We start from the raw sequence: 23,075 nt of genomic DNA on the forward strand, positions 1-23,075 counted from the left end.
CGCCCTTCACCAGGACAGGACGTCCTCCATGCTCTGCTGCCAGTACGTCACGGTCAGCGAGTTGTCGTAGTAGACGCCGCCCGCGGGCAGCGACGGCTTCGCGGGCGCGCCGCCGTCGCTGCTCGGGTTCCTGCCCTTGAAGTAGATCGTCAGGTTCTTGGAGGTCGTGCCGCCCTCGCCGCTGCCGTCGGCGGCGGACAGCCGCACGCCCGCGTAGCCGGACTCGCCGGGCGCGAGGGTCGTCACGGCCTGCGGCTGCGTGTCCTCGTCCACCGGCGGCACCGACTGCGCGCCGTCGAACTTCAGGACCGGGTAGTAGTGGAGGTCGCAGATCTTGCTGCCGGTGTTGGTGACCGTGAGCAGCATGTGGTTCAGGGGACGGGTCAGGGTCTGCGCGGTGACCTTGGTGTTCGAGCCGTTGCACGTGACCCGGTTCGCGGGGTCCCCCGGGTCGGCGGGCAGCGTCGCCTCGGCGGCCGCGGCCGGCGCCTGGGCCGGCGGGTTCTGCGCCGGGGTGGAGGCGGTGCCCGATCCCGTTCCGGTCGACGTGCCCGTCCCGGTCCCTGTTCCGGTGCCCGTGCCGGGCGTCGCGTCGGCGTCGGTGGTCGCGTCCGTGGTGGGGGTCGGCTGGGTGGCGGTGGGCGTCTGCGCCGACGATGTCGGCTTCGACGCGCCCTCGTCCTGGACGTCCGTCCCGTTCTCGCAGGCCGTGAGGGCGAGGGCCGCCAGGGCGGTGAGGGCGAGCAGGTGGCGGGTGCGGCGGATGCGCATGGTCAAGTCCTCTTCAGGGATGGCGGGTTGGAGCGACGTGCTTGGATGGCCACAGCTTGGGAGGGGATCCGTCCCAGCTGCCATGCCTGGCCGACGATCCGGGATGCTGGAACGCCGGCAACGGGTCTGACCTGGGCAAACACGCCATCCCTGGAACGCCGGGATGGGACATGGGGAGTGGGGAACGGTGTCTACGGCCGAGTTCGCGGAGTTGCTGCGGGAGTTGAAGGAGCGGTCCGGGCTCAGTTACGGGACGCTCGCGAAGCGGCTCCACATGAGTACGTCGACGCTGCACCGCTACTGCAACGGGGACGCCGTCCCGACGGACTACGCCCCCGTCGAGCGGCTGGCCCGGCTCTGCAAGGCGTCCCCGCAGGAGCTCGTCGAACTGCACCGGCGGTGGGTGCTGGCGGATGCGGTCCGGGGGCGGAAGCCGGCCGCCGACGGGGGTGGCGGCGGCGGTGGTGAGGGGGACAAGACCGACGGTTCCGATTCCACCGTGGAGGCGGAGGCGGATGCCGACGTTGTGGATTTCGGTGTCGTGGACGTCGGTGTCGTGAACGTCGGGGTCGTCCCGGAGGAGCGCGGCGCGCGGGGGTGGCGGCGTCGGCCGTTGTTGCTGGCCGGGGTCGGGGTCGTGGCCGGGCTCGGGTCCGTCGCCCTCGCGCTCTCGCTGAGTCTGCCGTCCGGTGGCTCGGGGCGGGACGGGGACTCCGACGGCGCTCCCGTGGGCGCGGCGGCGTCCGTGCAGGGGAAGGGGGCGGCGAGCGGCGGTGTGCAGGACTCCGAGGCCGCCCCGCTGACCGTGCGGGCCCGGCCCTACGCCTGGGCGGATCCCTGTTCGCAGCACTATCTGATCGACCGGGAGCCGGGGCAGGTCGCCCCGCCGCCCCTCGAACAGGACGCGCCCGCCTGGGTGGCCGCGCACGGGGCCGTGTCGTCGGGGAACCAGCTTCTGGAGTTCACCGTGCAGGGGACCGGCGCGGAGACCGTCGTCGTGGAGGACGTCAAGGTCCGTACGGTGGCGAAGCGTTCGCCGCCGGCGTGGAGCGACTTCGCGATGGGCTATCCCGGGGTCGGCTGCGGCGGCGGGGTGCCGACGCGGTACTTCACCGTCGCCCTCGACGCGGCACGGCCCGCGCTGGTGCCCGAGGCGGGGCACCCCGACTTCCCGTTCAAGGTGAGCGCGTTCGACCCGGAGATCTACTACGTGAGCGCCGACGCCTCCGCGTACGACGTGCGCTGGCAGCTGGAGCTGACCTGGTCCAGCGGGTCACGGCACGGCACGCTGACCCTCGACGACGACGGCAAGCCGTTCCGCACCAGCGGCAACAACGGGCGGCCCGGCTACGAGTTCCCGCTCGGCGGCTCCGCGTGGGGGCCGGCGGGGTCGTTCGACACGCCGTAGTCGTAGCCGTAGGAGCCGTAGCCGTAGCCGTAGGAGCCGCCGGGCAGGGGGCCGGAGCCGTTCAGGGTGACGGCGCTCGACGGGCCCTCGTCGCGCAGGCCCTGGCCGTCGTGGCACGCCGTCAGGGTGAGCGCGGCGGCGACGGTCAGGGCGGCGGCCAGCGGACGGACGCGACGGCGGGTGCGGCGGCGGGTACGGCGTGTGGGCATGGGACCAGCCTGTGCCGGATCGCCCGTGGACCGCCATGGTCGGCGGGAAGGTTGGGACGCCGGTTCGGTCCCAGGGTGTTTGACCTGCGGAAACAGTGCTCGCCTGGGACGGGTTGTGGGACGGTCCGTGACACCCGGTGTGGTCCACGTCTCAGTCGCGGGCTGTTACAGCGGGCGGGTGGCCGGTGTCTTCATGCCCGGTACCCAACCAACTTGGTTACTGCGTGAGGAGTTTGACGGAGCCGGATGGTCTGGCGACGCACAGAGTCCGCGTGCCCCAGACGTATCTGAACTTGGCGCATGCAGGGGTCTGACCGTGACGCGGACGGCGGAACCGTCGACATCCGACGCGTCTGCTAGTTGCAGATGCCACGTAACTGCCCCTGCGAAAAGAGCCACCGTGTCTGACCCCACGAACACTGAAGCCGAACCCAGTCCGTTCACTGCCGTCCTGGGCGACGAGCGGCACGCCATGTACGCCGCCCTGGTAGCCCAGGGGCCGGTCCATTCTTTTGCGCATCCCACCGGAATGCCGGCCTGGATGGTGACCGGTTATGCGGAGACGCGCGCGCTGCTGGCCGATCCGCGACTGATGAGGGGTGGTTGGCGCATCGGCCCCTACGCCGACCAACTTCCCGAGGACGTGGCGCGCGGCCTGCACACGATCGTGCTGTTCAGCGACCCGCCGGAGCACACCCGCCTGCGGAAGCTGGTGGTCCCGGTGTTCACCCGGCGCAAGGTCGAGAAGCTGACTGCTCGCATCCAGGAGCTGACCGACGAACTCCTCGCCGCCGCCGATCAGGGGGAACCCATCGACCTGGTCACCGCGCTGGCGTCTCCGCTGCCGTTCAACGTGATCCGCGAGCTGCTCGGCATCCCGGAGAACGATCACGCCCAGTTCCGCGAGTGGACCAACGTGGTCGTGAATCCCGGCATGTACAGCTTCGAGGAGTTCGAGAAGGGCGCGACCGCCATCCTCGAGTACAGCCGGGAACTGATCAACTTGAGGCGGCTCAAGCCTGAGGACGACCTGCTGTCGGATCTCGTCGCCGCACGTGACGGCGACGACGCGCTCACCGAGGACGAACTCACCTCGATGGTCGTCGTCCTGCTGCTCGCCGGCTACGAGACCACGGTTCACCTGCTCAGCAACGGCATGCGGGCCCTGCTCACCCACCGCGATCAGCTCGAACTCCTCCGCGAGCGCCCCGAGCTCATGGACTCCGCGATCGAGGAGGTCCTGCGCTTCGACGGCCCCGTCCAGATCACCCTGCCGTACCGCGTCGCGAAGCCGATCGAGGTGGGCGATGTGACGCTCGCCGAGGGCGATCTGGTGCACTTCGCGCTGATGGGCATCAACCGGGAAGAGGAGCAGTTCCCCGCGGGTGACACGCTGGACATCACCCGCGAGTCGAACAGCCATCTCGCCTTCGGCCACGGCATCCACTACTGCCTGGGCGCACCGCTGGCCCGGGCCGAGGCTCACGTTGTGTTCAGCACGCTGATCGAGCGATACCCGCAGCTGCGACTGGCGGTGCCCGCGGAGGACCTGACGCGCATCCCCGGATGGCTCATGAACGGCGTGTCCACGCTGCCCGTGCACCTGCACTGAAGCCGGCTGTTCGTCCTGCGGCGCCTGGCCCTCGGAACGCTTCGAGGGCCAGAGTCGCCGGAGTCGCCCGGGACGGCCGTGCCGCCCGCCTGAGCGCGGGTCAGTCCCACCAGAAGGTCCAGGTGGGTTCGCCGACGAGCTGCTGGGCGTAGGCCGCCAGGGTGCCCGGGCCCTGGAGGATGTTGTCCGGGCAGAACGCGAAGTGCTCGGCGGCGATCTGCTCCGCTTCCTCGACCGTGGTGGGCGGGGCGGCCACGGACACGGCGAGGACGTCGAAGCCGAGGCCGACGACGCGTATGCCGAAGCGGTCCTCCCAGGAGCGCAGGACGGCGCTCAGCCGTGCCGTGTCGCTCTCGTGGTTGACCGGGCCGGACCAGCCGAGCGCCGCCGGGACGTCCGCGCTGCGCCGGGCGGGCACCAGCGCCAGATACGGCGACCTGAACCAGGAAGGCCCCTGCTCCGCGAGGGAGTCGGCGATCTGCGCGGCGCGCGCGTCGGGGTCCGCCGTCAGGGCGGGGGAGGCGGCGAGGCCCGGCCACTCCTCGCCCTGCGCCGCGCACTCCTCCCAGTACTCCGCGAGGACCTCCTCCGCGTCGTGATCCCCCGGATAGGAGACCTCGTCCGGCATCAACTCCCATTCCTGCGGGCCGCCTTGGGAGCCGCCGAGGTCGACCAGGACCGGAAGCAGCCCCGCCCGCCCCGCCGGCGCGCCCAGGGCCGTCCAGTTGCCGGAGGACGCGGATTGCTCCGAGTGCCACAGCAACGGCTCGTGCCACGGACCGTCGCCCGTCTCGTCGATCAGTCTCCCGGGCGGGAGTTGAAGCCCGAGGGAACGCCCGCTCGGGTCGGACGCCAGCTTGGGCAGCGGGTTGGGAAGAGTCGCCATGGTGGTGACTGTAAGGGGCGGCACTGACATCGGCATGAGCGGGCGAGCGGGCGTGGTGCGAGGTCGTGCGGTTCGGCCAGTAAGCTCACGGGGTGGGAGAACTGAAGCGTGGACAGGTGTGGACGGTCTCCACCGTGGGCCGGGATCGCACGGTCGTCGTCGTGCAGAACGACCATGTGGCCGAGCTGCATTCGGGCGCTGTCCTGTGCGCCCTGCTCGACACCTCGGGGGAGCGGCCGGAGTCGCTGGTCACCGTGCGCGTGTCGATGCCGCTGCGCGGGATGGTCGTCGCCCCGGATCTGTACAACTTCCGGCTGACCCGCTTCGAGGACGGCAAGTACCACGGCGACGTCCCCGCGGACGAGATGGAGAGCGTCGACACCGCGCTGCGGGCCGTGCTCAGTCTCTGACGCGCCGCCCGCGCCAGCGGTGCGACAGCCAGATTCCCAGGCCGACGAGGGGGAGCACGACTGCGGCCGGGATGAGTACGCCCATCCCTCCGATCAGCAGGAAGCCGATCAGTACGTCACCCATCGACGGGTCGTGCAGGCTGCCCAACTGGCCCTCCTCCCACCTGTGTTCCCGATGTCCGTCGCTCGGAGGACGTGTGAGCGCCTGGAGTCGGTTCCGTCGTGGCATGCACCGCCCGGGCCTCGAAGCACTCCTTTCCGTCGCCCGCCACCGGCATGAAGCAGGCCTCGACGACCGTGCCGAGCACGGTCGCCGTCATGGCCGTGGTGACGTACGTGTCCGCCTGCACCTGGTTCTCGACCCGCGCGACATGGGGGCGGACGGCGCTCCCGGCCGCCCGTGACTCGACGCGGTCGCCGATCCGCGCACCCCACATCCGCGCCCAACTCGTGCCGCACACCCTGCTGTAGCGCAGCTGGATCGAGGCTCCGGTGGCGGTGACGTGCTCGGCGAGGGTGTCCGGCGAGGCCCCGCAGTTCATGGCCGCCGGACTCTTGCCCTCGCACGCGGTCGCCCGGCACTGCGGGCCGCCGGCGGACGGGGTCGCCGACGGCCGGGGCGCGGGGTTCCTCTCCGGGAGGAGGAGAAGCGTCAGGGCGACGGCCCCGAACGCCACCGCGCACACCGACGCCAGGATCGCCGCGGCTGCCGCACCCCGATGCCCGACCGGAACCGGAGTGCTCTCCTCCGGGGGAGGGGTGGGAGATGCCGGCGGGGAGGGGAGCGGGGGCGGCGCCTGCGGGGGCGGTTCCTTCGGGCCGCCGCCCTGCGGGGTCGCCGAGAGCTCCGACTTCGCGATCTCCCACAGCGCCAGGCAGCGCCCGTCCGGCTCTCCGGCCAGGCGGCACAGCTCCTGCACCGCCTGGCGGGGCGGCAGCGACCTGCCGTTCAGGTAGCGCTCCCAGGAGGATTTGCTGAACGTGGTCCCGGCGGCGAGGCGGGCCAGGCTGAGGCCGGTGCGGTCCTTCAGCTCCTTCAGCGCCGCCGTCAGTCGCGCGCCTCCCGGTGCGGGCGTCATCCGCGCAGTGCCTTCCAGGTGTTCGGTCCGACGATGCCGTCCATGATCAGGCCGGCCCGCTGCTGCATGGCCTTGACCGCGCGTTGCGTCAGCGGGCCGAACTGCCCGTCGATGCCGCCCGGCGAGATGCCCGCCCGGCGCAGCAGGCACTGCGCCTCGGCCACCTCGGGGCCGACGCTGCCGTAGAAGATCTCGGTGTTCTGCGTGCGGCTGATGCCCGCGTACCAGAGGCCGTCGGTCTGCTCGATCGCGCAGGTGTACACCGGAGCCGGCGGGGACGTCGAGGCGGCGGGCGGGACGGCGACGGCCGCGTGCGGGTCGCCGTCGTCGTTGAGACGCATGACGAGCAGCACGGTCGAGGAGACGGCCAGGACGAGGGCGACCGCGCCCGCCCCGAGCGCTATGCGCAGCGAGCGTCCGGGGACGCGGGTGCGCACGGCGGCGGCCGACATCTCGGCAGTGGCAGGCATCTCGGCAGTGGCGGGCGGCTCCGGTTCGGCGGGGGAGGACGGGGAGGAGTGGGAGGAATGGGACGACGGGGATGACGGGGATGACGGGGACGACGGGGATGTGGTCGGGCGTGGGGTGGGCCAGGTGTCGGCGGCCACCTCGTGCAGGGCGAGCAGGCGGACCGGGTCGTCGCCGCAGATCCGGGCCAGGGCCTCCACGGCCTCGCGGGGCGGCAGCGCCCTGCCGCCCAGATACCGCTCCCACGACTTCTGGCTGTACCCCGTCTTCGTCGCCAGCTGACGCATGCTCAGCTCGCTGTGGTCCTTCAGTCGGCGTAACTGCTCCACCAACTGCCGGGCAGTCGGGTCGAGTTCGTCGGGCAGCGCTGCGCGGCGCGCCATGGGTTCCCCCCAGAGATGGTCATGGCCATGATCGGCGGCCCCCCGCTTCGTCGAATTCTGCATGAGCGGAACCACGTCTGTCACAGCCGTCCCGGCAGACCGTCCCCGGCGGTGGTGTTCGCGCAGGTCAGGGGGTGGGACGTCCCGGGAAGCCGTCACTTCGGCGGCGGCTGTGGCGGTCGTCGTCGGCCGCCCCGCAGTCTCTTGTCGTCACCGACGAACCGAACGCGCTAGGCGCTCCGCTGGAGGTGCGGCGATGTGCCGTCGTTCCGGTGCGGCGCCGTCGTGGCTGGTCGCGCAGTTCCCCGCGCCCCTTCCGGGCGCTGCCGAACCGCAGCCGACTTCGCCCTGACCCGCATAGCCGCAAGCTGCAAGCAGAAAGAGGAACACATGCGACCGAACGTCTTGGCCAGGACCATCGTCAGCCTCACCGCCGTCGTCGGCATCGCCGCCGGAACGCTGGCGACCGCGAGCGCCGGCTACGCGGCCCCCGCACCCGCCGCCAAGACCGCGGTGAGCGCCGACGCCGCCATCCTCGCGACGGAGAACTTCGGGCTCACCGTCGCCGAGGCCAAGAAGGTCCAGGAGTGGCTGGAGGTCTGGGACTACACCGGCGAGATCGACGGAAAGCTGGGCACCAACAGCTGGAAGGCGTTCCAGCGCTGCCTCACGGAGTACTGGGGCTACACCGGCGAGATCGACGGCGACCCCGGCCCCAACACGATCAAGGCGCTCCAGCGGCTTCTGAAGGCCCACTGGGGCTACACCGGCGCCATCGACGGCATCGCCGGCGACGGCACCCGCGCGGCGTTCAAGCGGTTCGCCGTCTGACCTGCCGTCCGACCCGCCCCGCCTGACGCACCGTCCGGCGGGCGCGCGTCACCGAGCAGCCGTGGCCCGTTCTCCTCGGGGGTGGAGGACGGGCCACGGTGTTGTCGGGTGGGTCGGTGCGTCAGAGCTTTTCGGGGGTCCTGATGCCCAGCAGGGCCATGCCCAGGTGGAGGGTGCGGGCCGTCAGGTCCACCAGGAAGAGACGGTTCTCCACGACCTCCGGCGCGTTGTCGGGCGACAGCACGTGGCACTGGTCGTAGAACGTCGTCAGGTGCGAGGCCAGCTGGTACAGGTACGCCGCCAGCTTGTGCGGCTCGTACGCCGCCGCGACCTCCGACACCGTCTCCGCGAACTGGTCCAGGTGCAGGCCCAACGCCCGCTCCGCCGGGGCCAGTTCCAGCTCCGGGTGGGCGACCGGGCGGGTCTCGCCGGCCTTGCGCAGGATCGACTGGATACGGGCGTACGCGTACTGCAGGTACACGGACGTGTCGCCGTTGAGCGAGACCATCTGGTCCAGGTCGAACTTGTAGTCCCGCACGGCGGACGTCGACAGGTCGGCGTACTTCACCGCGCCGATGCCCACGTACCGGCCGTTCTCCACGATCTCCGGCTCGGTCAGGCCGACCTTCTCCGCCTTCTCCCGGACCACGGACGTCGCCCGGCCCACCGCCTCGTCGAGGAGGTCGACCAGCTTGACCGTCTCGCCCTCACGCGTCTTGAACGGCTTGCCGTCCTTGCCGAGGACCGTGCCGAACGCCAACTGGTGCGCCTTCACGTCCTCGTTCAGCCAGCCCGCCCTGCGCGCCGTCTCGAACACCATCTTGAAGTGCAGCGACTGGCGCGCGTCCACGACGTAGATGAGCGAGTTCGCCTTGAGCTGGAAGACGCGGTCGCGGATCGCCGACAGGTCCGTCGCCGCGTAGCCGTAGCCGCCGTCCGACTTCTGGACGATCAGCGGGACCGGATTGCCGTCCGGGCCCTTGACGTCGTCGAAGAACACGCACAGCGCGCCCTCGGAGCGGACCGCGACCCCGGACTCCTCCAGCAGCCGGCAGGTCTCCGCGAGCATGTCGTTGTAACCCGACTCGCCGACGATGTCCGCGTCGCGGATCTCCATGTCCAGCTTCTCGAAGACCGAGAAGAAGTAGATCTTCGACTCGTCGACGAACTTCTGCCAGGTCGCCAGCGTGTGCGGGTCGCCGGCCTGGAGGTCGACCACCCGGCGACGCGCCCGCGTCTTGAACTCGTCGTCGGCGTCGAACAGCCCCCGCGCGGACTTGTAGAGGCGGTCGAGGTTCGACATCGCCTCCTCGCCGCTGACCTGCGACTCCTTGTGGTCCAGCTCGTGCGGGTGCTCGTCCAGGTATTGGATGAGCATGCCGAACTGGGTGCCCCAGTCGCCGATGTGGTGCCTGCGGACCACGCTCTCGCCGGTGAACTCCAGGATCTGCACCATCGCGTCGCCGATGACCGCCGACCGCAGATGGCCGACGTGCATCTCCTTCGCGACGTTCGGCTGCGCGTAGTCGATCACCGTGGTGCCGGCGTGCGCGGCGGGCGGGACGCCGAGGCGGGTCTCGTCCGCGTACCGCGCGGCCAGGTTCTCGGTGATCGCCCGGTCGGTGATCGTGACATTCAGGAAGCCGGGGCCCGAGACCTCGATCTCCGCGATCACGTCACCGGTCGTCACGTTCGCCACGACCTGGGTCGCGAGCTCCCGCGGGTTCGCCTTCGCCTTCTTGGCCAGCGCGAGGATGCCGTTGGCCTGGAAGTCGGCCCGGTCGCTTCGTCGCAGCAGCGGGTCGACTCCGTCGGCTTCCGGGAGGGTGGAAGCGAGGGCGTCGGCGAGGCGCTGGTGGACTTGGTCGGTGAGCGACGGGACCGAGGTCATGGAGTGGGAGCCGTTCTCCTCGTGGGGTTGATAGACGTGGTCAGTATCCCACGGGGTCGCAAAGGGGTTTTTCGGTCTCGTTGCCGGGTGCGGGGCGGTGGGGGCTGGTCGCGCACACGCGGCGGTAGCCGCATATCGAAACAGCCCCGCGCCCCTGATAAGCGGCTGCGCCGCTTATCAGGTCTGGGAGAATGGGCGGCGCCGCCGTAGACCGTATCGGCTGCTTCAGGAGAAAGAAGGACGTGCCCCGTGGCTCAGAGCACCGAGACCACCGACTGGGTCTCCCGTTTCGCGGATGAGGTCATCGAGGAGTCGGAGCGCCGAGCCCCCGGCAAACCTGTCGTCGTCGCGTCCGGACTCTCCCCGTCCGGTCCCATTCACCTGGGCAACCTGCGCGAGGTCATGACCCCGCACCTCGTCGCCGACGAGATCCGCCGCCGCGGCCGCCAGGTCCGTCACCTGATCTCCTGGGACGACTACGACCGCTACCGCAAGGTGCCGGCCGGCCTGGACGGCGTCGACGACACATGGGCCGAGCACATCGGCAAGCCGCTGACCTCCGTCCCGGCGCCGCGGGGCTCCGCGTACCCGAACTGGGCCGAGCACTTCAAGGCCGCGATGATCGAGTCGCTGGCCGAACTCGGCGTGGAGTTCGACGGGATCAGCCAGACCGCGCAGTACACCTCCGGGGTCTACCGCGAGCAGATCCTGCACGCGATCAAGCACCGCGGCGACATCGACGCGATCCTCGACCAGTACCGCACCAAGAAGGCCCCGGCCGCCGCGGCGAAGAAGCAGCAGCAGAAGCCGCTCGACGAGGCCGAGGTCGAGGCCGCCGAGGGCTCGGGCGCGGCGGCCGAGGACGACGGCTCGTCCGGGGCCGGATCCGTCGGCTACTTCCCGTACAAGCCGTACTGCGGCAACTGCGAGAAGGACCTGACCACGGTCACCTCCTACGTCGACGACACCACCGAGCTGTCCTACACCTGCACTGCCTGCGGCTTCGCCGAGACCGTCCGGCTCAGCGAGTTCAACCGCGGCAAGCTGGTGTGGAAGGTCGACTGGCCGATGCGCTGGGCGTACGAGGGCGTCGTCTTCGAGCCCTCCGGCGTCGACCACTCCTCGCCGGGCTCCAGCTTCCAGGTCGGCGGCCAGATCGTCGGGATCTTCGGCGGCGAGCAGCCCATCGGGCCGATGTACGCCTTCGTCGGCATCAGCGGCATGGCCAAGATGTCGTCGTCCAAGGGCGGGGTGCCCACCCCCGGCGACGCGCTGAAGATCATGGAGCCGCAGATCCTGCGCTGGCTCTACGCCCGCCGCCGGCCCAACCAGTCCTTCAAGATCGCCTTCGACCAGGAGATCCAGCGGCTCTACGACGAGTGGGACAAGCTCGACGCCAAGGTCGCGGAGGGGGCCGCGCTTCCGGCCGACGTCGCGGCACACGCGCGTGCGGTGGGCACGGCCGGCGGTGAGCTGCCGCGCACCCCGCGTCCGCTGCCGTACCGCACGCTCGCCTCGGTCGCCGACATCACCGCCGGGCAGCAGGAGCAGGCCCTGCGGATCCTGAGCGAGCTCGACCCCGAGAACCCGCTCGCCGCCCTGGACGAGGCCCGGCCGCGCTACGACAAGGCCGAGGCCTGGATCAACACGCACGTCCCCGCCGACCAGCGGACCATCGTGCGCGAGGAGACGGACGGCGAACTGCTGAAGTCCCTCGACGAGGCCTCCCGGCAGTCCCTGCGGCTGCTGGCCGACGGGCTGGCCGAGAACTGGTCGCTGGACGGGCTCACCCACCTCGTCTACGGCGTCCCGAAGGTGCAGGCCGGGTTCTCCGCGGACGCCACGCCCAAGGAACTCCCGCCGGAGATCAAGACCGCCCAGCGGACGTTCTTCGCCCTGCTCTACCACCTGCTGGTCGGTCGGGACACCGGTCCGCGGCTGCCCACGCTGCTGCTCGCGGTGGGGCAGGAGCGGGTGCGGGCCCTGCTCGGGGAGTGACGCCGTGAGGAAAGCGCCCGGTGCCGTTCGGCACCGGGCGCTTTCTCATGCGCGCTCTCATGCGATGTGCTCGTCCGCCATTTCGGCGTTGAGACGGTTGGAGAAGCGGTTCACCATCCGCTTGGCCTCGGCCTCGGGAAGGGTGATGCCGTACGTCGCCTCGACATCGAAGATGAACCCCTTGGGGCTCGGCGCTCCGTTCCCGCCCTTCGTCGACTCACGGAAGACCTGGTAATAGTCGTCCTCGTCCGGCTCGGGCGGGCCGCCGCCCTCGCCCAGTTCGCGGCTGCGGCCCGGGCCCACCGGGATGGGGAAGCTGCCCGTCTCCTCCGGGGAGGGTTCCTGGACCGGGGGCTCCTCCTGGTACTGGTCCTGGTACTGCTCGGCCCGCCGCTGCTCCTCGTACCACTGGGCGTACTGCTCGGTGGGGTCGTAGGACGGGTCGTAGCCGCCCTGGTACTGCATCTCGCTCGGGGGCGCCTGGAACCAGGGGCTCTGCTCCTCCTCCGGCGCGGGGGGCGCGTAACCGACCTGCTGGGCCCGCTGGGCCTGCGGCTGCTGGAGCTGCTGCGGCTGTTGCTGCTGCTGGGGTGCGGGGGCCGCCGCCAGTTCCGGCTGCGGCGCGGATGCGGACACCGCGATCGGCGTCGGCGCCGGTGCCTGCGCCGGCACGGGGGCCGGGGGCAGCACGGCCGGTTCGATGCCCGCCGCCGCCAGACCCGCGGGGGCCGTCTCCGCCAGCGGGACGCCGTACCGGGCCAGGCGCAGCGGCATCAGCGACTCCACCGGGGCCTTGCGGCGCCAGGCGCGGCCGAACCGGGAACGCAGCCTCGCCTGATAGACGAGACGTTCCTGCTCCAGCTTGATCACCTGCTCGTAGGAGCGCAGCTCCCACAGCTTCATCCGGCGCCACAGCAGGAACGTCGGCCCCGGGGAGAGCAGCCAGCGCGTGATGCGCACGCCCTCCATGTGCTTGTCCGCCGTGATGTCCGCGATCCGGCCGATCGCGTGCCGGGCCGCCTCGACGGCGACCACGAACAGGATCGGGATCACCGCATGCATGCCCGTGCCCAGCGGGTCCGGCCAGGCGGCCGCGCCGTTGAACGCGATCGTCGCCGCGGTCAGCAGCCACGCTGTCTGCCGTAGCAGCGGGAAGGGGATGCGGATCCAGGTCAGCAGCAGATCCAGGGCCAGCAGGACGCAGATGCCCGCGTCGATGCCGATCGGGAACACATAGGAGAACTTCCCGAAGCCCTTCTCCAGAGCGAGTTCCCGGACCGCCGCGTACGAACCGGCGAAGCCGATGCCGGCGATGATCACGGCGCCGGTCACGACCACGCCGATGAGAACGCGGTGCGTCCGGGTCAGCTCTATTCGCTCGGACACCCGTACTCCCCTCCCCTTGCGTCTTCTTGCGCGCAACAGGGTGGCACATGTGTGCGGCGAACGCGTTGCCGGTCCGTCAGCTCTTGGCGGAAGCGGAAGCCTTCGGGGCCGTCGGCGTGGCCTTCGGGGTCGTCGGGGACGACGCTCCCGGCGAGGCCGTCTTCGAAGGCGTGGGGGCCGGGGTCGACGTCGACGCGCCCGAACCGCCGCCGGAGCCCTCGCCGTTGGCCGACTGCACCGAGGCCACCGCCTCCTTCGCCGCCTTCTCCGCCGACTTCGTCAGCGTGTCCGCGCTCGGGCTCTTCTCGCCCGCCAGACCGGCGCCGTTGTAGTCGAGCGTGACCACAACGTTCTCGACCCGCGCCACGACCGTCTGCTGCTTGAAGGCGCCCTCCGTCTTCTTCAGGTCGTACGCCACCAGCGTCGCCTCGTCGCCCGTGGCCGCGACCGCCTGCGACTTCGCGTTCTTCGCGCCCGACACCGCCTGGGCTTCCTTGACCTGCTTCGCGTAGTACGCCTTGGCCTGCGACTCGCCGTCGCCCGTCGTCGCGTCCGACTCGAAGCGCAGCAAGGACACGTTCAGCCAGCGGAACTGGGAGCCCTTCACCCCGTTGTTCGCCAGGCTCGACCAGGAGCAGCTGGTCCGGGCCGCGGTGTCGCTGGACGTGCCCTCCTTGCCCGAGGTCGCGCCCTTGGGCACCAGCTCGGTCAGCGTCTTCTTCGACAGCACCGCGCATGACTCCGGCAGCGTCTTGTACGCCGCCGCCTGCACGGTCGGCGCGGCGTTCGGGGTCGAATCCGTGCCGGAGCCGGCCGAGGCGCTCGTGTCCTGCGCGGCGTCCTCGGAGCCGGAACCGGAATCCGAGGAGCAGCCCGCGGCGAACAGCATCACCGGGACGGCCACGGCTGCGGCGAGAAGGCGGCTGCTGCCGCGCCCTCCGGCACGCCTCCCGGCCCGCCTCACTCGCTCGGCACGCTGCTCGCACTGGTCAAACTGGCCGTCACGCTGGGCTCGTCGCTGCATGGTTCCTTCACTCATGACGCTCGTGGTTCCTGCGGTCGGATCGGGTCCGAGGGGCCACGGTACGCGGTGAAGAAGCTGTGCGGTTCCCCTTCGAGGCCTTTACGAGGGGGGTGCGGACGGGACCGAAGTGGCCTCAGCCGGCCAGGGAGTCGGCCAGTTGCGCGGCCAGTTTCCGGGCCTTGTCCTGCATTTCCTCGCTGTCGGGCGCCACTCCGACGGTCGCCGGCTGCTCCTCGTATTCGATGGTGACAATCACGTTCGACGTGCGGAACGCCACAGTCACGGTGCGCTGCTTGGCCGTCGAGCCGGAACTGCTGAGGGCGTCGTCGACGAACGCCTCGTCGCCCAGATCGTCCAGCAGCCGGGGCTGGATGTCGGCGGAGGAGGAGGCGGAGGGCGAGGCGGAGGAGGAGGGGGACCCGGAGGCGGTGGGGGCGGTGGGCGAGAGGGTGGCGGCGGGGGAGGGGCCCGTGGTCGCGGCCGGGGACCCGGTGGTGGCGCCGGTCGCTCCCGTCGGGGAGGAGGCGACGGGGGCCGGGAGGTCGGCGGCCGTCACCTTCGTCGCGAACAGCGTCTCGGCCTGGCTGTCGTCGCTGACGGCGTTGTCGTAGGAGACGACGCGCTCGAAATCGACGAAGAGATGGTCGGTGGCGGCCGTCGACTCCACCTTCCAACGGCAGCCCACCTTGCGGTCCGTGTCGTAGGTCAGCGTCGCCTCGCCCGCGTAGGCCGTCTCGCGCTGGGTCTCGTCGGTGAGCTGCTTGACGCCGGGGAGCAGGGCGTCGAGCGTGGACCGCTCGACGACGCCGCAGGCCTCGGGGAGCGTGGCGTACTTGCCGGGCTGCGCGGCGGAGGTGGCGGTGCCGGCCTCGCCCGGGTTGGAGTTGTCCGTCGAGCCGCCCTCCTCCGTACCGCCGGTGCAGCCGGCCAGCAGCGCCGCGAGGAGCGCGACGACACCGGGTACGTACGCCTTCCGCTGCACGGTCGGCTCCTCTCGAGGGTCAGGTTCGACGGTGCGTCGCTTTTTCGGTGGTGGGTGGCTGGGTCCAGTGTCCCCGCTGGTTATTCGCTTGCCGGGCGGGGGCGGCCCCTGCAGACAATGTGTATCGCACGCAACACCGTGGATGCCGGTCCGCCGTCCGATTTAGTGGATCTTGGCGCCGGTTTTGCGATGAGTGACTTCTGTGGTTGTTCCGGGGGAATGAGGACGATATGTCGTACGTGGAAATGCCGGGCGCGAAAGTGCCCATCCGTATGTGGGCCGACCCGACGTCGGTCGAGGAGGGTGCGCTCCAGCAGCTGCGCAATGTGGCGACCCTGCCGTGGATCAAGGGCCTGGCGGTCATGCCGGACGTCCACTACGGGAAGGGCGCGACGGTCGGCTCGGTCATCGCGATGCAGGGCGCGGTGTGTCCTGCGGCGGTGGGCGTGGACATCGGCTGCGGGATGTCGGCGGTCAGGACGTCGTTGACGGCGAACGATCTGCCGGGGGATCTGTCGCGCCTGCGGTCGAAGATCGAGCAGGCCATTCCGGTGGGGCGGGGGATGCACGACTCCGCCGTCGAGCCGGGACGCATGCACGGCTTCGCGACCCGCGGCTGGGACGACTTCTGGGGCCGTTTCGACGGGATCGCCGAGGCGGTCAAATTCCGTCAGGAGCGCGCCACGAAGCAGATGGGAACGCTTGGAAGTGGCAATCACTTTGTCGAGGTGTGTACGGATATGACCGGTTCTGTCTGGCTGATGCTTCACTCCGGCTCCCGGAACATCGGCAAGGAGCTCGCCGAGTTCCACATCGGGGTGGCGCAGAAGCTTCCGCACAACCAGGGGCTGATCGATCGGGACCTCGCCGTCTTCGTGGCGGACACCCCGCAGATGGCGGCCTACCGCAACGACCTGTTCTGGGCGCAGGAGTACGCGAAGTACAACCGCACGATCATGATGGCGCTCCTGAAGGACGTGGTCGCCAGGGAGTTCAAGAAGGCGAAGCCGACCTTCGAGCCGGAGATCAGCGCGCATCACAACTACGTGGCCGAGGAGCGCTACGACGGCATGGACCTGCTCGTGACCCGCAAGGGCGCGATCCGGGCCGGTTCCGGCGAGTACGGGATCATCCCGGGCTCCATGGGCACGGGTTCGTACATCGTGAAGGGTCTCGGCAACGAGAAGTCCTTCAACTCGGCGTCGCACGGCGCCGGCCGGCGCATGAGCCGCAACGCGGCCAAGCGCCGCTTCACGACGAAGGACCTGGAGGAGCAGACGCAGGGCGTGGAGTGCCGCAAGGACTCCGGTGTCGTGGACGAGATCCCGAGTGCCTACAAGCCGATCGAGCAGGTCATCGATCAGCAGCGGGACCTGGTGGAGGTCGTCGCGAAGCTGAAGCAGGTCGTCTGTGTGAAGGGCTGACGGACGAAGGGCTGACGGGCGAAACGGTCCAGGCGGGCGAAACGGTCCTGATGGGCGAAACGGTTCGTCACAGGTCCCGGTGGACCTTGGTGTTCGAGGCCTGGGCGCGGGGGCGCAGGATCAGCAGGTCGACGTTGACGTGGCTGGGGCGGGTCACCGCCCAGGTGATCGTCTCGGCGACGTCGGAGGCGGTGAGGGGTTCGGCGACGCCCTCGTAGACCTTGGCCGCCTTGTCCTCGTCGCCGTTGAAGCGGGTGAGGGCGAACTCGTCGGTCTTGACCATGCCGGGGGCGATCTCGATGACGCGCACCGGCAGGCCGACGATCTCCAGGCGGAGGGTCTCGGCGAGGACATGCGCGCCGTGCTTGGCGGCGACGTAGCCCGCGCCGCCCTCGTACGTGCCGTGGCCGGCGGTGGAGGAGACGACGACCACCGTGCCGTCGCCGCTCGCGACCAGCTTGGGCAGCAGGGCCTGGGTGATGTTCAGGGTGCCCAGGACGTTCGTCTCGTACATCGTGCGCCAGTCGGCGGGGTCGCCGGTGGCGACGGGGTCCGCGCCGAGTGCGCCGCCCGCGTTGTTGACGAGGACGCCGACGGTGTTGAAGGCGGTGGCGAACTCGTCCACGGCGGCGCGGTCGGTGACGTCGAGCGGGTAGGCGGTCGCCTGGTGGCCGGCCGCGTTGATCTCCTCCGCCAGCGCCTCGATGCGGTCCTTGCGGCGGGCGGTCAGGACCACGCGGTAGCCGGCCGCGGCCAGTTGCCGGGCGGTGGCGGCGCCGATCCCGCTGCTCGCACCGGTGACGATCGCGATGCGGGAGGGTGCGGACGGGGCGGCGGCGGACATGAGCGCTCCTCGGACGTGCGTGCGGCTGGCCTTCGCCAGGATAAGCCGCAGCTCAGTTGCCTCGGGGCGTGTACATGATGACTGCCATGCCGACGAGGCAGATCAGCGCGCCGGTGATGTCCCAGCGGTCGGGGCGGTAGCCGTCGGCGGCCATGCCCCAGAGGATCGAGCCGGCCACGAAGATTCCGCCGTACGCGGCGAGGATGCGGCCGAAGTGGGCGTCCGGCTGGAAGGTGGCGACGAATCCGTAGGCGCCGAGGGAGAGGACTCCGCCCAGGGTCCACATCCAGCCGCGGTGTTCGCGCACGCCCTGCCAGACGAGCCAGGCTCCGCCGATCTCGAAGAGCGCGGCCACGACGAAGAGGGCGGCCGACCGGAGGATGAGCATGGCCGCAGCTTTGCACGGTCGTGCGCTGTCACCTGTTGGAGGGCGCCTGCGGGGCGCCGGGCGTGGGATACATCCCCTGCGTGGGGCCCGGCCGTTTCTGGCTGTTTCCTGCTGTTTCCTGCTGTTTCCGGTGGTTGTCGGCGGTTTCTGATCTAGGAGTGGTGGCATGCGCAGGTTGCGGGGTCTCGTGGTGTGGGGTGCGGGTGCCGTGCTGGCGGTGGGCGCGGGTGTCGTGCCCGCGCAGGCGGTGGGGCCCGCGGTGGGGGAGGAGACCGCGGTGGGGGAGGAGACCGAGGCCGATCTGTCGTATCACGGTTTCGCGGTCATGGACGGCGGCCGGGTCGACGTGCGGCTGACTCCGCGCAACCACGGTCCGGGGGACGTCGTCGACTCGACGGTGCGGCTGCGCTGGTCGGCGCCGTTGGCGGCCGGGGAGCAGTGGCTGCCCGCCGGGTGCGCGCGCACGGGCCGCCAGGAAGTGGCGTGCCGCACGGGCGCGCTGGCCGCGGACGGGCTGGGGGAGCAACTGGCGTTGCGGGTGTGGCTGCGGGGGCGGCCGACGGAGGTGACGATGGAGGTCGACACCTTGTGGGGCGGTGGGGCCGTGGACCGCAATCGGTCCAACGACCGCCAGCAGGTGCTGGTGCTGGACACCGGGGACGCCTACTTCTTCTGACTTCCTCGGACGACTTCCTCGGACTTCTTCTGACGCCCGTGGGGTCGGGGCGTCGTCGTACCATCTGCGGACGGCAGCCGACGGCGGCGCCGGCGAAGGGAAGCGATGTCGGGGAACGCGCGGTCGCGGCTGCTGGACGAACTGTCCGTGGTCTCCCGCCGGTACATGGCCGCGTATGCCCTGTTCAACCAGGCGCTCGCCGACCGTCTGGGGCTGCATCCGACCGATCTGCAGTGTCTGAACCTGCTCACGCTGGAGCGGGAGCCGGTGACGACGGGCCGCGTCGCCGAGCTGACGGGGCTGACCACCGGGTCGGCGACCCGGCTGGTGGACCGGTTGGAGCGGGCGGGCTACGTCGTCCGGGAGCGGGACGCGGCGGATCGGCGGCGGGTGCTGGTGGCGACGGTGCCGGAGCGGATCGCGGAGTTCGGGCGGATGTGGGAGCGGCTGGGCGGCGACTGGATGCCCCTCTTCGACGAGCTCGCGGACACCGAACTCGCCGTGATCGTGGGGCACATGCGGCGGACGGTGGAGTTCGGCGCGGAGCAGGTCGTGCGACTGCGGGAGGGCCGGGTTTAGGGCCTGACAGGCCCGCGGCGTCGAGGTGGGGGCGTCGAGGCTGGGTTGGCCGTCTCGGCAGGTCGGGCGAAGTCGGCTGCGGTTCGGCAGCGCCGTGAAGGGGCGCGGGGAACTGCGCGACCGGCCACGACGGCGCCGCAGCGGAACGACGGCACCTCGCGCCACTTCCAGCGGAGCCCTTAGGGTCGGGGTGGTCCTGCGGCCGGGGTGTACGAGTGACGCAGGGGACTTCTGGGGGCGGGATGCAGGAGACGGAGATACGGGCGTCCTCGGCGGGGGTGGCCGAGGAGGTGCGGGGCGGTGGCCGTCCGGGGCGTGAACTGCCGCGGTACTGGCTGCTGTTGCTGCTGGGTGCGGCCGTGGTGCCGGGTGTGCTGCTGGTGCTCGTGGGGCGGTCGCTGGACGAGCCGGCGGGACAGGCGTGGCGGACGGTGTGTCTGGCCGTGATCGTGCAGGCGCTGCCGTTCCTGCTGCTCGGCACGGCGCTGTCGGGGGCGATCAACGCGTTCGTGCCGACGAGTGTGTTCCAACGGCTGCTGCCGAAGCGGCCGGCGCTGGCGGTGCCGGTGGCGGGGCTCGCGGGGGTGGTGCTGCCGGGCTGCGAGTGCGCGTCGGTGCCGGTGGCCAACAGTCTGATCGGGCGGGGGGTCACGCCGGCGGCCGCGTTCGCTTTCCTGCTGTCCGCTCCGGCCATCAATCCGATCGTGCTGACGGCGACGGCCGTGGCGTTTCCGGGCAGTCCGGAGATGGTGCTGGCCCGGCTGGTCGCCTCGCTGGTCACCGCGGCGGCGATGGGCTGGCTGTGGCTCTGGCTGGGCAAGTCGGAGTGGCTGCGGCCGGCCGTGCGGCACACCGGGCATCAGGCCGGGCACAGCCGGTGGACGGAGTTCCGGGAGGGCTTCCAGCACGACTTCCTGCACGCGGGCGGTTTCCTGGTGGTCGGCGCGATGGCGGCGGCGACCTTCAATGTGGCGATGCCGCGGTCGGTGCTGGACACGTTCTCCGGCTCGCCGTGGCTGTCGGTGCTGTTCCTGGCGGCGCTGGCGATCGTGCTGGCGGTGTGCAGCGAGGCGGACGCGTTCGTGGCGGCCTCGCTGAGCGGGTTCTCCCCGACGGCGCGGCTGGCGTTCATGGTGGTGGGGCCGATGGTCGACCTGAAGCTGATCGCGCTCCAGGCGGGGACGTTCGGACGGGCCTTCGCGTGGCGATTCTCGGCGGCCACGGCGGTGGTCGCGGTGGTGTGCAGCGTGGTCGTGGGAGGGGTGCTGCTGTGAAGCGGTTGGTGCAGGTCGTGTTGCTGGTGCTGAGCGGGGCCGGGTTGCTGCGGACCTCGCTGTTCACCGAGGAGTACCTCCGGTACGTGAAGCCGGGGATGCGGCCGCTGCTGGTCGCGGCCGGGGTGGTGCTGGTGGGGCTGGCGGCGGCGGAGGTGTGGGCGGCTCGCCGACCGGCCCGGGGCGGGGAGGGCCATGAGCAGGGCCATGAGGGCGGCTATGAGGAGGGCCATGAGGGCGGCTATGAGAATGGCCATGAGGGTGGCCATGGGCACGATCACTCTCGGGTGCCCCGGGTCGCCTGGCTGCTGTTCCTGCCGGTGCTGAGCCTGCTGTTCTACGCGCCGCCCGCGCTCGGCTCGTACACCGCCTCGCGGGAGCCGGCGAAGGCCGTCGCCGTGCAGGAGGACGACTTCGATCCGCTGTCGGCGACCTCGCCGCTGCCGATCACGCTGACGGACTTCACCCGGCGGGTGCAGCAGGACCGCAGCCGGGCGATCAAGGGCCGTGCGGTGCAGTTGACGGGGTTCGTCCTGCCGGCCGACGGGGACGGGGACGGCTGGTATCTGACGCGGATCCTGATCAGTTGCTGTGCGGCGGACGCGACGACGCTGAAGGTGCGGGTCTACGGGGGCGCCGTGCCGAAGGCCGACACCTGGGTCACGATCACCGGGACCTGGCACGCGGCCGGCGCGCTGGGCACCTCGTCGGCGGAGGTGGCGCTGGACGTGCGGAGCGTGGAGAAGGTGCGCAAGCCGACCAACTCGTACATGGACGCCCTGCCGCTCACCCCCTAGCCGGTGGCGGCGGCCTGGGCGTAGGCGGTCGGTGACACGCCGACCGTCGTGGTGAAGTCCCGGGTCAGGTGGGCCTGGTCGGCGTAGCCGAGGTCGGCGGCGAGCGCGGCCCAGTCGAGGTCGTCCCGGGTGGCGGCGGCTTCCAGGGCCTCATGGATCCGGTAGCGGAGGATGACCCTCCCCCAGAGGGGGTACCCCCAGGGCTGACGCCCACGTGCGTGGCGAAGAGGCGTTGGAGGAGTCGTACCGAGACGCCCTCCTGGTCGGCCAGGTCGGTGACCCTGCGCAGGTCGCGGTCGGTGCGGACCCGCTCGACGAGGCCCATGGCGTGGTCGGCCCGGGGGTCCGGCGCGGGGTCGAGGGAGAGCAGGAAGGCGTCGAGCGCGGCGATCCGGTCGAGGTCGTCGGCCGGGGTGACGACCGACCGCGCGGTGGCGTCGTCGGCTCGCGGGAAGACGTCCCGGGCGGGCAGCGCGCGGCCGGTCCAGTGCGAGACGGGCACGTCGGGGGCGTAGGGCCGGAAGCCGCCGGGCCGGAACTTCGCCCCGCACACCCGGCCCCGTCCGGTCAGCTTGCGGGTGAACAGGCCGAGCGCGACGCCGGTCAGCTCGCCGTAGGGCGGACCCTCGTCGACGTCCCACTGGAAGGTGAGGTTGACGGAGGGGTGCGGGACGACGTGGGAGGCGTAGGGCTCGGGCAGGTCCCAGTCGATGAACCAGTACGTCTCGACATGGCGGCGCAGCGGCTCGGCGGGCCGGTGACGGCGGAACCGCACACGGGTCAGCAGACCGGCCGGGTCGACGATCCCGCGGGTGTCGCGGCGGGGGGCGGCCATGTCCGGATCGTACGTCGAGTTGCTCCCGTCGCGTTTCTCCGTCCTTCTCCGTCCTTCTCCGTCGCGTTTCTTCAAGAGGGGCGGGGTCCGGCGTCCGTACGGTCGAGGCATGGACACGAACGCGAACACGAACGCGAACACGAACGCGGGCCGTGCGCAGGCGTACGGCATCGGTGAGTTGCTGGGCATGGCGCGGGAGCGGGCCGTGCCGGTGGTGCGGGGCATCGCGGACGCGACGCTGGCCGCTCCCACGCCCTGTGCGGAGTACGACGTGAAGGCCCTGGTCAACCATGTCTTCCAGGTGGTCGTGCAGTTCCAGCGGCTGGCGGCGAAGGAGGCGTCGGACTTCGGCGAGGCCCCGGACCGGGTGGGCGAGGGCCCCGAGTGGCGGGCGGAGCTGCTCGCGGAGGCGGACCGGCTGGTGGCCGCGTGGTCCGTGCCCGGGGCCGAGGAGGGCACGACCGGGGCGATGGACATGCCGGCCCGGTTGGTCGGCTCGATGGCGTTGCTGGATCTCACGGTGCATGTGTGGGATCTGGCGCGGGCCACGGGCCAGGAGTACCGGGCGGCCGACGACGCGGTGGTGGCCGAGCTGGCGGGCGCGGTCGCGGAGCTGGGGCCTGTCCGGCCGATCAAGTCACAGGAAACCGGCGGGGCCTTGGAACACGGGTGAGCGGGGTCTGGTGCGTGCGACTGCAAGGCGGAGGAGGGCGTCGACGCGGAGCGTCGGCAACCGACGACAACGCCGCAGGTGTGCGTGCCAGACCCCGCGTCTGGGGCATGATCGGCCGGGCAGGCCCTAGGGCCGACGGCCCGGAAGATGGGGGTGTTCGGGGAGCCGGTGCCGGTGGCGGAGGGGGCGTCGGAGTTCGAGCGGCTGCTCGCGCGGACCGGCCGGGATCCCTACTGGAGGTGACGTT

23 protein-coding genes and 2 pseudogenes are annotated in these 23,075 nt (G+C 71.1%); 12 read left to right on the forward strand and 13 right to left on the reverse strand.

Annotated features, from left to right (window positions below):
- Positions 1-6: 6 nt before the first annotated feature.
- The gene (locus ACWCPF_RS00095; protein ID WP_451042690.1) at positions 7-771 is read right to left on the reverse strand and encodes a DUF4232 domain-containing protein; all 765 of its coding nucleotides are present in this window, start codon (positions 769-771) and stop codon (positions 7-9) included.
- A gap of 187 nt (positions 772-958) precedes the next feature.
- On the opposite strand from ACWCPF_RS00095, the gene ACWCPF_RS00100 reads away from it, so the two are divergent.
- Positions 959-2,179: a helix-turn-helix domain-containing protein gene (locus tag ACWCPF_RS00100; protein ID WP_451042691.1), complete on the forward strand. Its 1,221-nt coding sequence runs from the start codon at positions 959-961 to the stop codon at positions 2,177-2,179.
- On the opposite strand, the gene ACWCPF_RS00105 is transcribed toward ACWCPF_RS00100, so the two are convergent.
- A complete protein-coding gene (locus tag ACWCPF_RS00105; RefSeq protein ID WP_451042692.1) occupies positions 2,119-2,388 on the reverse strand; it encodes a hypothetical protein in 270 nt (89 codons plus the stop codon). The genes ACWCPF_RS00100 and ACWCPF_RS00105 overlap by 61 nt on opposite strands.
- A 400-nt stretch (positions 2,389-2,788) precedes the next feature.
- Between ACWCPF_RS00105 and ACWCPF_RS00110 the strand changes: the two genes are divergently transcribed.
- Positions 2,789-4,000, forward strand: a complete 1,212-nt coding sequence (locus ACWCPF_RS00110; protein ID WP_451042693.1) for a cytochrome P450 family protein — start codon at positions 2,789-2,791, stop codon at positions 3,998-4,000.
- A gap of 100 nt (positions 4,001-4,100) precedes the next feature.
- On the opposite strand, the gene ACWCPF_RS00115 is transcribed toward ACWCPF_RS00110, so the two are convergent.
- On the reverse strand, positions 4,101-4,886 hold the full coding sequence (locus ACWCPF_RS00115) for a DUF4253 domain-containing protein (RefSeq protein WP_451042694.1): 786 nt from the start codon (positions 4,884-4,886) through the stop codon (positions 4,101-4,103).
- A 92-nt stretch (positions 4,887-4,978) separates the two neighbouring features.
- Between ACWCPF_RS00115 and ACWCPF_RS00120 the strand changes: the two genes are divergently transcribed.
- Positions 4,979-5,296: a type II toxin-antitoxin system PemK/MazF family toxin gene (locus ACWCPF_RS00120; RefSeq protein WP_451042695.1), complete on the forward strand. Its 318-nt coding sequence runs from the start codon at positions 4,979-4,981 to the stop codon at positions 5,294-5,296.
- Here the strand turns inward: ACWCPF_RS00120 and ACWCPF_RS00125 are convergent.
- From ACWCPF_RS00125 to ACWCPF_RS00135, 3 genes are read right to left on the reverse strand one after another with little or no spacing between them, the layout of a single operon-like run.
- Complete coding sequence (locus ACWCPF_RS00125) at positions 5,286-5,420, reverse strand: hypothetical protein (protein WP_451042696.1); 135 nt, start codon at positions 5,418-5,420, stop codon at positions 5,286-5,288. The genes ACWCPF_RS00120 and ACWCPF_RS00125 overlap by 11 nt on opposite strands.
- A complete protein-coding gene (locus ACWCPF_RS00130; protein ID WP_451042697.1) occupies positions 5,413-6,375 on the reverse strand; it encodes a DUF2690 domain-containing protein in 963 nt (320 codons plus the stop codon). The genes ACWCPF_RS00125 and ACWCPF_RS00130 overlap by 8 nt, the downstream gene beginning before the upstream one ends.
- The gene (locus tag ACWCPF_RS00135) at positions 6,372-7,226 is read right to left on the reverse strand and encodes a peptidoglycan-binding protein (protein WP_451042698.1); all 855 of its coding nucleotides are present in this window, start codon (positions 7,224-7,226) and stop codon (positions 6,372-6,374) included. Before ACWCPF_RS00135 ends, ACWCPF_RS00130 begins: the two co-directional genes overlap by 4 nt.
- 390 nt (positions 7,227-7,616) lie before the next feature.
- On the opposite strand from ACWCPF_RS00135, the gene ACWCPF_RS00140 reads away from it, so the two are divergent.
- Positions 7,617-8,057, forward strand: coding sequence for a peptidoglycan-binding domain-containing protein (locus ACWCPF_RS00140; protein WP_451042699.1), 441 nt, complete (start codon positions 7,617-7,619; stop codon positions 8,055-8,057).
- Positions 8,058-8,178: 121 nt separating this feature from the next.
- Here ACWCPF_RS00140 and argS read toward each other — a convergent pair whose 3' ends face one another.
- Positions 8,179-9,948: an arginine--tRNA ligase gene (gene argS / locus ACWCPF_RS00145; RefSeq protein ID WP_451042700.1), complete on the reverse strand. Its 1,770-nt coding sequence runs from the start codon at positions 9,946-9,948 to the stop codon at positions 8,179-8,181.
- A gap of 249 nt (positions 9,949-10,197) precedes the next feature.
- Here argS and lysS point away from each other — a divergent pair, with 249 nt between their 5' ends.
- Positions 10,198-11,946, forward strand: coding sequence for a lysine--tRNA ligase (gene lysS / locus ACWCPF_RS00150; protein ID WP_451042701.1), 1,749 nt, complete (start codon positions 10,198-10,200; stop codon positions 11,944-11,946).
- 57 nt (positions 11,947-12,003) lie between these two features.
- Here the strand turns inward: lysS and ACWCPF_RS00155 are convergent, their stop codons facing one another.
- From ACWCPF_RS00155 to ACWCPF_RS00165, 3 genes are all read right to left on the reverse strand, one after another.
- On the reverse strand, positions 12,004-13,332 hold the full coding sequence (locus ACWCPF_RS00155) for a DUF2637 domain-containing protein (RefSeq protein ID WP_451042702.1): 1,329 nt from the start codon (positions 13,330-13,332) through the stop codon (positions 12,004-12,006).
- Positions 13,333-13,408: 76 nt separating this feature from the next.
- Positions 13,409-14,371: a DUF3558 domain-containing protein gene (locus ACWCPF_RS00160; RefSeq protein ID WP_451042703.1), complete on the reverse strand. Its 963-nt coding sequence runs from the start codon at positions 14,369-14,371 to the stop codon at positions 13,409-13,411.
- 118 nt (positions 14,372-14,489) lie between these two features.
- Positions 14,490-15,338, reverse strand: a complete 849-nt coding sequence (locus ACWCPF_RS00165) for a DUF3558 domain-containing protein (RefSeq protein ID WP_451042704.1) — start codon at positions 15,336-15,338, stop codon at positions 14,490-14,492.
- A 230-nt stretch (positions 15,339-15,568) separates the two neighbouring features.
- Here ACWCPF_RS00165 and ACWCPF_RS00170 point away from each other — a divergent pair, with 230 nt between their 5' ends.
- Positions 15,569-16,762, forward strand: coding sequence for an RtcB family protein (locus ACWCPF_RS00170; protein WP_451042705.1), 1,194 nt, complete (start codon positions 15,569-15,571; stop codon positions 16,760-16,762).
- A gap of 67 nt (positions 16,763-16,829) precedes the next feature.
- On the opposite strand, the gene ACWCPF_RS00175 is transcribed toward ACWCPF_RS00170, so the two are convergent.
- Positions 16,830-17,606 (reverse strand): SDR family NAD(P)-dependent oxidoreductase, encoded by a 777-nt coding sequence (locus ACWCPF_RS00175; protein ID WP_451042706.1) that lies wholly within the window; start codon positions 17,604-17,606, stop codon positions 16,830-16,832.
- Between the two features lie 52 nt (positions 17,607-17,658).
- Positions 17,659-17,994 carry a YnfA family protein gene (locus ACWCPF_RS00180; protein ID WP_451042707.1) on the reverse strand — a complete coding sequence of 112 codons (336 nt, stop codon included), beginning with the start codon at positions 17,992-17,994 and terminating at the stop codon, positions 17,659-17,661.
- Positions 17,995-18,160: 166 nt separating this feature from the next.
- On the opposite strand from ACWCPF_RS00180, the gene ACWCPF_RS00185 reads away from it, so the two are divergent.
- The 4 genes from ACWCPF_RS00185 to ACWCPF_RS00200 all read left to right on the forward strand — a co-directional run bounded on the left by ACWCPF_RS00185 (position 18,161) and on the right by ACWCPF_RS00200 (position 21,320).
- Entirely contained in the window at positions 18,161-18,670 is a 510-nt protein-coding gene (locus ACWCPF_RS00185; protein ID WP_451042708.1) for a hypothetical protein, read from the forward strand.
- Positions 18,671-18,775: 105 nt separating this feature from the next.
- Positions 18,776-19,249 (forward strand): MarR family winged helix-turn-helix transcriptional regulator, encoded by a 474-nt coding sequence (locus tag ACWCPF_RS00190; RefSeq protein ID WP_451042709.1) that lies wholly within the window; start codon positions 18,776-18,778, stop codon positions 19,247-19,249.
- Positions 19,250-19,491: 242 nt separating this feature from the next.
- On the forward strand, positions 19,492-20,523 hold the full coding sequence (locus ACWCPF_RS00195; RefSeq protein ID WP_451042710.1) for a permease: 1,032 nt from the start codon (positions 19,492-19,494) through the stop codon (positions 20,521-20,523).
- Positions 20,520-21,320, forward strand: a complete 801-nt coding sequence (locus ACWCPF_RS00200) for a TIGR03943 family putative permease subunit (protein WP_451042711.1) — start codon at positions 20,520-20,522, stop codon at positions 21,318-21,320. Before ACWCPF_RS00195 ends, ACWCPF_RS00200 begins: the two co-directional genes overlap by 4 nt.
- On the opposite strand, the pseudogene ACWCPF_RS00205 reads toward ACWCPF_RS00200, so the two are convergent.
- A pseudogene (locus ACWCPF_RS00205) lies at positions 21,317-22,155 on the reverse strand (DUF6597 domain-containing transcriptional factor). The gene ACWCPF_RS00200 and the pseudogene ACWCPF_RS00205 sit on opposite strands and share 4 nt — an antisense overlap.
- Before the next feature lie 109 nt (positions 22,156-22,264).
- On the opposite strand from ACWCPF_RS00205, the gene ACWCPF_RS00210 reads away from it, so the two are divergent.
- Both ACWCPF_RS00210 and ACWCPF_RS00215 read left to right on the forward strand, forming a co-directional pair.
- Positions 22,265-22,828 carry a TIGR03086 family metal-binding protein gene (locus ACWCPF_RS00210; RefSeq protein WP_451042712.1) on the forward strand — a complete coding sequence of 188 codons (564 nt, stop codon included), beginning with the start codon at positions 22,265-22,267 and terminating at the stop codon, positions 22,826-22,828.
- A 126-nt stretch (positions 22,829-22,954) separates the two neighbouring features.
- Positions 22,955-23,071: pseudogene (locus ACWCPF_RS00215) on the forward strand (TIGR03086 family metal-binding protein); the annotation flags it as partial.
- Positions 23,072-23,075: the final 4 nt, after the last annotated feature.

It is taken from the genome of Streptomyces sp. NPDC001858, assembly GCF_053594615.1.

Excerpts from the sequence above, each read along its gene's own strand:
- ACWCPF_RS00095 (WP_451042690.1), bottom strand. The coding sequence starts at position 771 with ATGCGCATCCGCCGCACCCGCCACCTGCTCGCCCTCACCGCCCTGGCG.
- ACWCPF_RS00105 (WP_451042692.1), bottom strand. The coding sequence starts at position 2,388 with ATGCCCACACGCCGTACCCGCCGCCGCACCCGCCGTCGCGTCCGTCCG.
- ACWCPF_RS00115 (WP_451042694.1), bottom strand. The coding sequence starts at position 4,886 with ATGGCGACTCTTCCCAACCCGCTGCCCAAGCTGGCGTCCGACCCGAGC.
- ACWCPF_RS00125 (WP_451042696.1), bottom strand. The coding sequence starts at position 5,420 with ATGGGTGACGTACTGATCGGCTTCCTGCTGATCGGAGGGATGGGCGTA.
- ACWCPF_RS00130 (WP_451042697.1), bottom strand. The coding sequence starts at position 6,375 with ATGACGCCCGCACCGGGAGGCGCGCGACTGACGGCGGCGCTGAAGGAG.
- ACWCPF_RS00135 (WP_451042698.1), bottom strand. The coding sequence starts at position 7,226 with ATGGCGCGCCGCGCAGCGCTGCCCGACGAACTCGACCCGACTGCCCGG.
- ACWCPF_RS00140 (WP_451042699.1), top strand. The coding sequence starts at position 7,617 with ATGCGACCGAACGTCTTGGCCAGGACCATCGTCAGCCTCACCGCCGTC.
- argS (WP_451042700.1), bottom strand. The coding sequence starts at position 9,948 with ATGACCTCGGTCCCGTCGCTCACCGACCAAGTCCACCAGCGCCTCGCC.
- ACWCPF_RS00160 (WP_451042703.1), bottom strand. The coding sequence starts at position 14,371 with ATGAGTGAAGGAACCATGCAGCGACGAGCCCAGCGTGACGGCCAGTTT.
- ACWCPF_RS00170 (WP_451042705.1), top strand. The coding sequence starts at position 15,569 with ATGTCGTACGTGGAAATGCCGGGCGCGAAAGTGCCCATCCGTATGTGG.
- ACWCPF_RS00175 (WP_451042706.1), bottom strand. The coding sequence starts at position 17,606 with ATGTCCGCCGCCGCCCCGTCCGCACCCTCCCGCATCGCGATCGTCACC.
- ACWCPF_RS00180 (WP_451042707.1), bottom strand. The coding sequence starts at position 17,994 with ATGCTCATCCTCCGGTCGGCCGCCCTCTTCGTCGTGGCCGCGCTCTTC.
- ACWCPF_RS00185 (WP_451042708.1), top strand. The coding sequence starts at position 18,161 with ATGCGCAGGTTGCGGGGTCTCGTGGTGTGGGGTGCGGGTGCCGTGCTG.
- ACWCPF_RS00190 (WP_451042709.1), top strand. The coding sequence starts at position 18,776 with ATGTCGGGGAACGCGCGGTCGCGGCTGCTGGACGAACTGTCCGTGGTC.
- ACWCPF_RS00195 (WP_451042710.1), top strand. The coding sequence starts at position 19,492 with ATGCAGGAGACGGAGATACGGGCGTCCTCGGCGGGGGTGGCCGAGGAG.
- ACWCPF_RS00210 (WP_451042712.1), top strand. The coding sequence starts at position 22,265 with ATGGACACGAACGCGAACACGAACGCGAACACGAACGCGGGCCGTGCG.